Source organism: Rhabdaerophilum sp. SD176 (assembly GCF_030143245.1).
In the GTDB taxonomy this organism is placed as follows: domain Bacteria; phylum Pseudomonadota; class Alphaproteobacteria; order Rhizobiales; family Beijerinckiaceae; genus Rhabdaerophilum.
The window spans coordinates 39730-51620 of record NZ_JARJNS010000012.1 but is presented as its reverse complement, the minus strand read 5'-3'; the positions used below and the strand labels follow the sequence as shown (position 1 = coordinate 51620).

Sequence of the window (11891 nt, the reverse complement as noted above, 5' to 3'; positions counted from 1 at the left end):
CAGCAGGGCAATCCCAACCCCGGAAACGAACTCAGAACTGGATAAAACTTGGGGGCAACGTCATCGTATTTCCAGCTTCCAATTCACAAAGCGCGTGCGCATTGCATGATGGTGGAAATGGCTGAGCAATTCTTCGAAAAACCTATCCTGAATTCACCCTATGCGTATCCGGGGCGTCATTGGGAACTGGATGGCGACGGTCAGCCAACGAATCGGATTCTTGAAGCACGTCGGCGATCCGATCTGATCACGCCGGTGCCGAAACCAAAGAAGCGGCGAGCAAGCAATAAGCAGGGTTCATTGGTTCTTGGTTCGGAGGACGAGATATCCACCGAGGACCAAGAGTATAATCCCACGCCGATCATCAACGAGATCCGAAGCTATGTTGAGGCTTGGCGCAACCTGCCCAACCCTGAGCAATGGTTGGTCACGCCGGAAACGGCTAGGCTGTTGAAACACTGGCGGAACCACAAGTTCGAGGGTATTCGTCCTTTCTTCTGCCAGATCGAGGCTGTTGAGACTGCCATCTGGCTCGTCGAGGTTGCGCCGAAACTCGGCCCGAGGGTTGCGAAGTTCTGGACGCATATCAAGGGGGCCAACGCGCAGGCCAATCCGGAACTGCTGCGCCTTGCGCTGAAATTGGCGACCGGTGCAGGCAAGACAACCGTCATGGCAATGCTGATCGCATGGCAGACGGTCAACGCCGTACGGCACCCGAACAGCAAGCAGTTTTCGAGGGGTTTCCTGATCGTCGCACCCGGGATCACAATCCGGGATCGTCTCAGGGTTCTCCTCCCCAATGATCCCGAGAGTTATTATCGTCACCGGGAAATCGTCCCGCCCGACATGCTTGCTGATATCGACCGGGCGAAGATCGTCATTACGAACTATCACGCCTTCAAACTGCGCGAGCGGATGGAACTCGCAAAGGGCACCCGAACAGCGATTGAAGGGTGGCGTGGCGAGAAGATGCAGACCCTCGAAACCGAGGGTCAGATGCTTCAGAGGGTAATGCCGGAACTGATGGGCATGAAGAACATCGTCGTGCTGAACGACGAGGCTCATCATTGCTATCGGGAACGTGTGAAGGACGGAACCGGCGAAACAGAAGACGACCTGAAGGGCGAGGAAAAGGAAGAGGCCAAGGAGAATAACGAGGCCGCCCGCATGTGGATTTCCGGCCTTGAAGCCGTCAAACGCAAGTTGGGCGTTGCTTTGGTGTACGATCTTTCTGCGACACCGTTTTTCCTTCGAGGATCAGGTTACATCGAGGGCACGCTCTTCCCCTGGACCATGAGCGATTTCTCGCTCATGGACGCGATCGAATGCGGCATTGTGAAACTTCCTCGCGTGCCCGTTGCCGATAACGTGCCCGGCGGGGATACGCCCAAGTTCAGAAACCTGTGGGAACATATCGGCAAGAAGCTGCCGAAAAAAGGGAGAGGCGGTTCCGGTAAATCCCTCGATCCGCTCAGCTTGCCCGCGGAACTCCTCACAGCACTCGAGGCGCTATATGGGCATTATCTAAAGACATTCGAGCTTTGGGAAAAGGAAGGGATTGGCGTCCCACCGGTCTTCATCGTCGTTTGCAACAACACGTCGACATCCGAGCTGATCTACAAATACGTCTCGGGTTTCGATCGTGAAAACGATGACGGTTCGACGGCGCTCGAAAACGGACGGCTGGCGCTGTTCCGCAATTACGACGATTTCGGCAATCGATTACCCCGTCCGAACACCATCCTGATCGACAGCGCCCAGCTCGAATCCGGAGAGGCGCTGGACAAGGATTTCCGCGAAATGGCGGCGGATGAAATCGAGCGGTTCCGCCGCGAAATGGTCGAGCGGACAGGCGACATCCGGGCGGGGGAAACAATCGACGAGGCCACGCTGCTGCGCGAGGTCATGAACACGGTCGGGAAAAAGGGCAAGCTCGGCGAGCAGATCCGCTGTGTCGTCTCCGTCTCGATGCTGACCGAAGGCTGGGACGCGAATACCGTTACGCATATCCTTGGTGTTCGCGCCTTCGGAACCCAGCTCCTTTGCGAGCAGGTCGTCGGTCGTGGCCTACGCCGCCAGTCCTACGATCTGAATGACGAGGGGCTGTTCAATGTGGAATATGCCGATGTGCTCGGCATCCCGTTCGACTTCGCCGCCAAGCCGGTTGTCTCGCCGCCGGCCAAGCCACGCGAAACCGTCCGCGTTCATGCGGTCAAGCCGGATCGCGATCCTCTGGAGATCACCTTCCCCCGAGTGGAAGGCTATCGCGTCGAACTGCCCGACGAGCGGCTGGAAGCGACCTTCGGGCCGGATCACGTGCTGAACCTCACGCCGGAACTGGTGGGGCCATCCGTCACGAAGAACCAGGGCATTATCGGCGAGGGTGTCGATCTGACGATCGCGCATCTTCAGGACATGCGGTCGTCGACGATCTTGTTCCATCTCGCCAAGCACCTGCTTTACAACAAGTACCGGGATCCTGGAGAAGAACCGAAGCTTCATCTTTTCGGGCAGCTCAAACGCATCACGCGGCAATGGCTCGATGGCGGCTACCTCAATTGCACCGGCGGCACGTTTCCCGCACAGCTGGTCTACAAGGAAATCGCCGATATGGCCGCCGAGCGGATCAAGGCCGCCATTACGCTGAGCCTGGTTGGCGAGAACCCGGTCAAGGCCATCCTCGATGCCTACAACCCGACCGGCTCGACCGCCTATGTCAACTTCACAACGTCCAAGGAAACCCGCTGGCAGACCGATCCCCGGAAATGCCACGTCAACTGGGTTGTCTGCGACAGCGATTGGGAGGCCGAATTCTGCCGCGTGGCGGAGGCGCATCCGAAGGTGCGCGCCTATGTGAAGAACCAGAATCTCGGCCTCGAAGTGCCCTATCTGATGGGCTCCACGCCCCGGAAGTATATCCCGGATTTCATCGTGCAGGTGAATGACGGTCAGGCCGAACCACTGAACCTGATCGTCGAGATCAAGGGTTTCAGGGGCGAGGACGCAAAAGAAAAGGCCAACACCATGCGCGCCTATTGGGTGCCAGGGGTGAACAACCTGGGCAAGTTCGGCCGCTGGGCCTTTGCCGAATTCACCGCCGTCTATGAGATCGAGGCGGAGTTCGGCAAGCTGGTCGCATCGTTCTGCACGGATAACGTCTGATGGATATCGGACAACTCACCAACATTGACGCGCGATTGGCTTGGCCGAACGAGGCCCGGAACTTCACGCCATGGCTTGCAGAAAACCTGCCCCAATTGGGACAGGTGATTGGCCTTCCCCTTGAACTGAAGGCAACAGAGGTCGCCGTCGAAAGCTTCTCGGCAGATATCCTCGCACGCAGCTTGATCGATGACAGCCTGGTGCTGATCGAGAACCAGCTTGAAACAACCGATCATCGGCACCTCGGGCAGATCCTTACCTATCTCGCCGGGCTGGAGGCGAAAACCGTGATCTGGATCGCGACCGAGTTCCGCGAACCGCACATCTCGGCCATCAAATGGCTGAACGAACACACCTCGGATGCCTTCAGCTTTTTCGCGGTCCGGCTGCGCGTTGTGCGCATCGGAGACAGCCCTGCCGCCCCGATTTTCGAAGTGCTGGAGCGCCCCAGCCTCTGGGAGCGGCAATTGCAGGCCACCGCGCGCAAAACCGAAACCAGTTCGGAGGTTGTCGAGTTCAGGCGAGCCTTCTGGCTGGAGTATCTCGCAAGGCACCCACAAGCCGAGGCATTGGGCATGGGCGCCGTGGGTGTCAGCAGCAATTGGCTGAAGGCGGATGCGACCGGCGAGATCATGATCTCTGTCTGGGTCGGGCAAAGGATGCTCGGGCTCTTCGTACGCAGCCGCCGCGGGGCCGACGGAACCGAAACCCGCGCCCTGTTGGAACCGCATCGCGAGGCGCTCGAAACCCGGCTTGGTGCAAGGTTCGGGGGAGATCGCGAGAACACCTTTCTGGGCCGGCAGAAGAATGTCGACCTCACGGACCGCGCCAACTGGCCTGACGCGATCGATTGGCTGCATGGCAGCGTCACGCAATATCTGGATGTTTTGAGGCAGATCCTGCCGGAGACCACCCCATGACCAAGAAGCCCCTCTCTGTTGAAGCGCTCCGGCATGATGCGGCCACGCGGAAGAACATCCCCACGGCCGAATATGAAAGCGTGATGCGCGAGGAGGACAAGACACCGGTTCAGCTTGCTTACGAGCGACGTAACCGCGATCTCGATCCGCAGCTCGTCTGGCGCGGCAAGGATGAGCAGGATTGGTCCGATCTCATCGTCCAGGCACCGCCGCTCTACATTCAGGAGAAGGTGCACCCCAAGGTCATCATCGATGATCTGAAGCGCGAGTCCAAGAAACGGGCCGATGAAGCCGCGCCCGCAGCGCCGGATCTTTTCGCCGATTTCAACGGGCTGAGGGACAAGGAAGCCGCCACCGAGTTCTACGCGCATGACCAGCACTGGTCGAACCGGATGATCTCGGGCGACAGCTTGTCGGTGATGGCAAGCCTTGCCGAGCGCGAAGGCCTGCGCGGGCAGGTGCAGTGCATCTATTTCGACCCGCCCTATGGCATCAAGTTCAACAGCAACTTCCAATGGAGCACCACGTCACGCGATGTGAAGGATGGCGCGAAGGACCACATCACCCGCGAGCCGGAACAGGTGCGCGCCTTCCGCGATACCTGGAAGGACGGCATCCACTCCTACCTGACCTACCTCCGCGACCGGCTGACCGTGGCGCGTGACCTGCTGCATGAGAGCGGCAGCATCTTCGTGCAGATCGGGGACGAGAATGTGCACCGCGTGCGGGCGCTGATGGACGAGGTGTTTGGGGACACAAACTTCGTCTCACTTATTACGTTCACGAAAACAACCGGGCACGCAGCTTCGACACTTCCCAACGTGACAGACTACCTGATCTGGTTCGCGCGCAATTCGGAGAAGGTGAAGTACCGGCAACCTTATCGGCGGAAAGAAATTGGTGGAGAAGGGTCAGCAGAATACACCTTACTGAGGCTTCCAGACGGATCATTACGAAATCTGGAACGTGCAGAGAAATCTGCAGAAGTCCCTTTGCCAGATGGCGGCTTGGTCTTTCGCCTTGACAACCTTAGGTCGCAAGGCGCGACGCCTGAAGGCTCTAAGCCTGTGCAGTATGAAGGCGTCATATACCCTTGTGGTACTAACCAACATTGGAAGACCTCTCTTTCCGGACTTGATGTGTTGAAGAAGGCGAATCGACTTTTTGGAAGGGGAGCAGGCAAGACGCTTACTTACCTTCGTGGGATCGACGACTTTGCGGCATTCCCACATTCCAATGTCTGGTCGGATGCGAGTTCGGGCGACAACCAAACTCTAGCAAAGCTATACGTTGTCCAAACATTACCGAAGGTCATCGAACGCTGCATCCTGATGACGACAGATCCTGGCGATCTTGTGCTCGATCCCACCTGCGGCTCCGGCACAACCGCCTATGTCGCCGAACAATGGGGGCGACGCTGGATCACCATCGACACCAGCCGCGTCGCCATCGCGCTGGCCCGCTCGCGGTTGATGGGCGCTCGCTACCCCTATTATCTCCTCGCGGACAGCCCTGAGGGACAGCGCAAGGAAGGCGAGGTGACACGCACACCACCCAAGACCACACCAACGCGCGGCGATATCCGCCATGGCTTCGTTTATGAGCGCGTGCCCCACATCACGCTCAAGAGCATCGCCAACAACACCGAGATCGATGTGATCTGGGCAAGCCGGCAGCCAGCCGTCGAGGAGGCTCGCGCCAGCCTCAACGCCGTGCTCGCCGGCCATTCCGTGCCCTTCAAGGTGGAAATCGGCGGCCGTGCGGGCTCGAAGATCGACTTCACCGCCTCGGGCGAGGTGAAACTGCCCTCTGGCGAAATGGCGCCGGCCAATGGCTTCATGGAATGGGAGATCCCACGCGAAGCGCCGGAGGCTTGGCCAGCCGCCGCAAAAACAGCGCTCGCCCGCTTCTGGGAAGCGCGCATCGCTCGGCAGAAGGAGATCGACGCCTCGATCGCCGCCAAGGCTGACAATGAATATCTCTACGACAAGCCCTACACGGACAAGGATCGCATCCGCGTCGCAGGGCCCTTTACGGTCGAGAGCCTCTCGCCCCACCGCACGCTGGCTGTCGACTGGAACGACGAGCTGATCGATGTGCTCGAAGCCGCCGAGGGCAAGCGCAAGGCGGCCGAGCGCGACGAGAGCGTGACCGACTTCGCCCATATGATCCTCGAGAACCTCAAGGCCGCCGGGGTGCAGCAGGCGCACAAGGAGGATCGGATCACCTTCACCGCGCTCACTGGCTGGCCGGGGCGCTTTATCTGCGCAGAAGGCGCCTTCAGGGAGGGCGAGAAGCAGAAACGTGCCGGCATCTTCATTGGCCCGGAATTCGGCACCGTCTCTCGCCCCGATCTCGTCGCCGCCGCGCGCGAAGCCGGCGATGCAGGCTTCGATGTGCTGATCGCCTGCGCCTTCAATTACGACGCCCATTCCGCCGAGTTTGACAAGCTCGGCCGGTTGCCGGTGCTGAAAGCCCGCATGAACCCCGATCTGCACATGGGTGCCGACCTCAAGGCGACCGGCGCGGGCAATCTGTTCGTGATCTTCGGCGAGCCCGATATCCAGATCGAGGATGCCGAAGATGATATGATCCGCGTCAAGGTGTTCGGCGTCGATGTGTTCAAACCGCAGACCGGCGAGGTGATCTCCGAAGGCACTGACGGCATCGCGCTCTGGATGCTCGACACCGATTACAACGAAGAGAGCTTCTTCGTCCGCCACGCCTATTTCCTCGGCGCGAACGACCCCTACAAGGCGCTGAAAACAACGTTGAAGGCGGAGATCGACGAGGAGGCCTGGGCCAGCCTGCATTCGGATACGTCGCGGCCGTTCCCGAAACCGAAGAGCGGACGCATCGCCGTGAAGGTGATCAACCACCTTGGGGATGAGGTGATGAAGGTGTTTGGGGTGGGGTGATGAACGAAGAAGACTGGCGAGAAATTGTCCAACTGATTCAGGTTGAATTGCGCAACATTGGCCACGACGAGATCGCCGATCTGAGCAACTATGAACAGAGGAAAGGATCCGAACGTTTTCTCCTACCGCCAAAGTACCTCGTAAATGAAATGCTTGAAGCTCTTCGTCGCGACATTTCCGTTCGGTCGCCTAGTACGCTTCGACAGTCATTTGAAAGATTAGAAGAGCTTATCGACGAGGGAGTACGCCCGAAGGAGGCGATCGTTTGGTTTGACCCAGAGCGCGCCCTTGTTGAGGGGCGTGAGCCCCAAGAGCGTCTTGAGGGAAGTGAGGGCGCTTCGCATGCTCTCGAAGATCTAGAAAAGCTTATTGGCCAACTTGTTGAGATCCGCGATAGAGGTGACCTCGAGTGACTTGGGACAAGGCAAAGGCAAAGACCGAGATACGAAAATTCTTTATCAATCACCGGGTCTCCGCAAAAAGAGCGGTGGCTTCTGCTACCGACGGAAAGATCTATGAACTCTATTGCTTGGTCCGAACCCTCGACTGGCTTAAGTCCGCCTACCCGGTGACCATCAGGTTCAAGGGGAGCACTGTCGATTTCAAGGCTAGTCCGGGAAACATAGATCGCTCAAAGTCATATTTTGAGATTGCGGGCCTCGGGCGCATGCTTGAGCTGCACACGGACATCGAAATCCAGACGCTGGGGTCAGCTTTGTCCGGTGGTACTGGTGACAAGAGTGGTTATCACGAGATCGACCTCGTTTTAATAGATCACAATGTGCCTGACGGACAGCAACCGACGCATGAACAGCTATTCTTAGGTGTAGAGTGCAAAGCACATACGGTTTTTAAAAAATCAATAATCCGTCAAGTATTAGGAGTTCGAAGAGAAATTTCATTTTTCCAAGAATCTGAATGTAAATTAGAATTAAAATTTGGTGGAATAAACAAACGGCGGATGAAATCTAATCCAGCATCGTTGTACTGGTTGGCATTCACAGACGCAAGGGGCCTAAACTATTCTCAAAGTCCCGGGATCTTTGAAATCGAATTCAAGCATTGGACACCATGAACTTGGAATTTCGGATCGCGGACACGTTCACCGACAGTCTCGGACGACTGACGTCCCAAGAGCAGAAGGCTGTTAAAACCACAGCTTTCGATTTGCAAATGGACCCGTCCGCACCCGGGCTCTCATTCCACAAGTTGGACCGGGCCAAGGACGCGAATTTCTGGTCCCTGCGTGTGAATGCCGACATCCGCATCATCGTTCACCGCTCGCAGGGCGGGATCCTTCTCGCCTATGTCGATCACCACGACGACGCCTATCGATGGGCCGAACGGCGCAAGATCGAGCGCCATCCGACGACCGGAGCCATGCAGCTCGTCGAGGTGCGCGAGCGGGTCGAAGAGATCGAGATCTTCAAGACCAAGGAGGTTGGAGGCCCAACGGCGCCTGATCCTGCTGCAAGGCCACAGGTTAGCCTGTTCGACAATCTTCGGAAATACGAACTGATGGCCTTCGGCGTGCCCGAAGAATGGGTTGATGACGTTCGCAAGGCGACCGAGGACACGCTCTTCGATATCATCACGCATTTGCCGCAGGAAGCGCAGGAAGCACTTCTGAAACTCGCCGTGGGCGAGCAGCCCGAACCGCCGAAGCCGGCCCCGGTCGAGGCCGATCCCTTCAGTCATCCCGACGCCAAGCGCCGTTTCCGCGTCCTCACGAATGTCGATGAGTTGCGGCAAGCGTTGGACTATCCTTGGGACAAATGGGCCGTATTTTTGCACCCGGCTCAGCAGGCGTTGGTCGAGCGAGGCTTTTCCGGTCCGGCCAGGGTCTCGGGCTCAGCCGGAACCGGAAAGACAATTGTCGCGCTGCACCGCGCTGTCCATCTGGCGCGCAGCAATCCGAAGGCGCGCGTGCTCCTGATGACCTTCTCCAAACCGCTTTCGAATTCCCTCCGATCGAAAATGGCGAGCCTCGTTTCCGGCGAACCTGAGATAGCATCGCGGATCACCGTCAAGCCAATTACCGCTGTTGGCTATGATCTCTATGCGGAGCGCTACGGGCAGCCGCAGATTGCTGCGGCGGCGCAGATCAGGGCGTTGATCGCCAAAGCAGCGAGCGATGTCGGTGGACACAGATTTTCCCTGCAATTCCTGCTTGGAGAATGGTCCGAGGTTGTCGATGCGTGGCAGCTCAAGTCCTGGGAAGAGTATCGCGATGTCTCGCGTCTGGGCAGAAAAACCCGTATTGGCGGCAAACAGCGCGAGATTCTTTGGGAGATCTTCGAGCGGGTTCGCGGCGGTCTGATGGACCGCAAGGTTGTCACGTGGTCAGAGGTCTTTGACAAGGTGACTACGGCGATGGCCGATTCCTCGGGCCGGGTCTACGACCATGCCGTCATCGATGAATGTCAGGATCTTGGGGTGGCGGAAGCTCGCTTTCTCGGTGTCTTGGCCGCTGATCGCCCGGACGGGCTGTTTTTCGCCGGGGATCTCGGGCAGCGCATCTTCCAACAACCCTTTTCATGGAAGGCGCTGGGACTGGATGTTCGCGGGCGCTCGTCCACCCTGCGAATCAACTACCGCACCTCTCACCAGATCCGGCTCCATGCTGACCGACTGCTGCCCGGGTCTGTTTCCGATGTGGATGGCAACCTTGAAAGCCGATCGGGAACGGTCTCGATGTTCGATGGCCCTTCCCCAAGCGTCCATGCATTCGAAACGCCCGAACTGGAGGCGGAGGCGATTGCTATATGGATTAAGGAAAGGCTGACTGAGGGGGCCGAGCCGCATGAGATTGGTGTGTTTGTCCGCTCAGAAAACGAGCTGGATCGTGCCCGCTCTGCAGTCAGGGCTACTGGTCTGAGGCCAACCGAGATCAACGACAAAATCGAACTTGAGAACGGCACCGTTGCTGTCAGCACAATGCATTATGCGAAAGGGCTGGAGTTTCGGTCGGTGGCTGTAATGGCTTGCGATGATGAAGTTCTGCCGCTGCAGTCCCGTATTCAAAATGTTGCTGATGATGCTGACCTAGACGAGGTCTATAACACCGAGCGGCACCTGCTCTATGTCGCGTGCACAAGGGCGCGCGACCATTTGATCATTTCAGGCGTAAACCCTGTATCCGAGTTCTTCGATGACTTCCTGAGAACGTGACTTCATTAGGCAAAAGACACTTTCGTGCCTTGACGGGCAGCAGACCGAAATCTCGATAGGATTCTGACAATCATTTTGAACATTCGGAGGTCTTTCCTTGCTCACAACCCGCTACGACGATGCCTTTCGCTATGCGCATGACCTGCATCGGCTTCAGCTGCGCAAAGGGACGAGCATTCCCTACATCTCGCATCTGATGAGCGTCGCATCGCTCGTGATCGAGCATGGCGGAACCGAAGACCAGGCCATCGGGGCACTCTTGCATGATGCCGCAGAGGATCAGGGCGGTCAGGACACGCTGGATGAAATCCGGCGGCGTTTTGGTACAGCCGTCGCCGACATTGTCTATGATTGCACCGACTCTTGGGATGAGCCGAAGCCGGCCTGGCGTCGTCGCAAGGAGCTCTACCTCGCCAAGCTGCCCCAGAAAGCTCCCCAAAGCCTGCTCGTCTCGCTGGCCGACAAAACCCACAATGCCGAGGCCATCCTGTTCGACTATCGGGCTCAGGGCGACGGGCTCTGGGATCGATTTAATGGCGGCGCCCAGGGAACGCGTTGGTATTACCAGTCGCTGGCCTCAATCTATCGGGATGTGATGCCGGGCCGCCTTTCGGACCGGCTCGAGCGCGCGGTGGCACAGTTTTCAGTTTGAACATCCGCTTGCCGCCATTCGACGCGGGCGGGGGCGCTGTCCGAAGGCCTGCTCGGGCCGTTAACACTTGAAGCAATTCTCCCGGTGCCACGCCAGAAACTGCGGGTACGGCCTGTCTTTCCCGTTGATTGGCGGGCTTGCGAAGCCTGAGCGATTGATGAAGGCCCGAACGCCGTCCGGGTCATTCGCGTGCCGCGAGATCAGGATCTGAAGATCATCGCCGAGGCTGATCAAGCCGCGATCAAACATCCAATGCGCGGTTCCGGAAAGCGCGAGGCCATTATGGACTGTGTCAGGCCCGTTGGCCTCGACCGGCCGGATATGCGCCGCATTTACCTCGGCCCGGCCACCTCCATTGATCAGCTTGAGGCCTGTCACTGCACAGCGTTCGCCATAGGCGCGGAGGACGATCCGGCGAAAGACGCGATCCCGGACGGTACGGGAGGTCAGCTGCAGGACGCGGTCGCGTTGTTGCTCGAAAACAAGCGGTTCCTGTGCAGACTGGCCGTCACGCGGGAGAAGGGGCTCGCGATCTTCGAGACCGCGATCAAGAATACGGTTGAAATCCGCATTGGAAATCGGCCGAACCGCTGATTGGGCTCTTCCAGAGAGCTTGCCCTCGGCATTCAGGAGGCCACGCTCGATCGGGCCGCCAGTATCGCTGAACGGCACCGCATTGGCGAAGTCGAGATACGAATTCGGTTCGATCAGCGCGAGAAACATCCCCGCTGCCTTCGGGTCAGGGATGATCTGCTGCACCCGGGCAATAGCAAAATATCCGCGGCTGCCGCGCACCTTGGTGGGCTCGAGATAGACGATCCAGTCACCGATGCTGGGTTCCGCGCGGCCAAGGTACCGCTTCGGGAACTGGTATTGGACCGCCGGACTGTCGTCGTAAATCGAATCCGGTTTGTGCATGAAGACGCAATAGGCCATGGGCGGAAGCTAGCCGAGGCTCATTTGGATCGCCAGGGTCCATTCGCGATTGCTGTTGCTTTCGAATGACCAGGCATAACCCGATACTAGGCCAGTATCTCGTCATGCTTGACGGTTAGGGCCGGGCACCCG

Annotated in this window: 8 protein-coding genes; 7 read left to right on the top strand and 1 reads right to left on the bottom strand. The window is 58.3% G+C overall.

Annotated features, from left to right (window positions below):
- Positions 1-117 precede the first annotated feature (117 nt).
- The 7 genes from P0652_RS18590 (at position 118) to P0652_RS18560 (ending at position 10823) form a co-directional block, all read left to right on the top strand.
- Positions 118-3162, top strand: coding sequence for a BPTD_3080 family restriction endonuclease (locus P0652_RS18590; RefSeq protein WP_502947553.1), 3045 nt, complete (start codon positions 118-120; stop codon positions 3160-3162).
- Entirely contained in the window at positions 3162-4082 is a 921-nt protein-coding gene (locus tag P0652_RS18585) for a hypothetical protein (RefSeq protein WP_284180401.1), read from the top strand. The genes P0652_RS18590 and P0652_RS18585 overlap by 1 nt, the downstream gene beginning before the upstream one ends.
- Positions 4079-7000, top strand: coding sequence for a site-specific DNA-methyltransferase (locus P0652_RS18580; protein WP_284180400.1), 2922 nt, complete (start codon positions 4079-4081; stop codon positions 6998-7000). The genes P0652_RS18585 and P0652_RS18580 overlap by 4 nt, the downstream gene beginning before the upstream one ends.
- On the top strand, positions 7000-7413 hold the full coding sequence (locus P0652_RS18575; RefSeq protein WP_284180399.1) for a hypothetical protein: 414 nt from the start codon (positions 7000-7002) through the stop codon (positions 7411-7413). Before P0652_RS18580 ends, P0652_RS18575 begins: the two co-directional genes overlap by 1 nt.
- Complete coding sequence (locus P0652_RS18570; RefSeq protein ID WP_284180398.1) at positions 7410-8075, top strand: hypothetical protein; 666 nt, start codon at positions 7410-7412, stop codon at positions 8073-8075. Before P0652_RS18575 ends, P0652_RS18570 begins: the two co-directional genes overlap by 4 nt.
- Positions 8072-10171, top strand: coding sequence for a 3'-5' exonuclease (locus P0652_RS18565; RefSeq protein WP_284180397.1), 2100 nt, complete (start codon positions 8072-8074; stop codon positions 10169-10171). Before P0652_RS18570 ends, P0652_RS18565 begins: the two co-directional genes overlap by 4 nt.
- 97 nt (positions 10172-10268) lie before the next feature.
- Positions 10269-10823, top strand: a complete 555-nt coding sequence (locus P0652_RS18560) for an HD domain-containing protein (RefSeq protein WP_284180396.1) — start codon at positions 10269-10271, stop codon at positions 10821-10823.
- A gap of 60 nt (positions 10824-10883) precedes the next feature.
- On the opposite strand, the gene P0652_RS18555 is transcribed toward P0652_RS18560, so the two are convergent.
- Positions 10884-11759 (bottom strand): HNH endonuclease, encoded by an 876-nt coding sequence (locus P0652_RS18555; protein ID WP_284180395.1) that lies wholly within the window; start codon positions 11757-11759, stop codon positions 10884-10886.
- Positions 11760-11891: the final 132 nt, after the last annotated feature.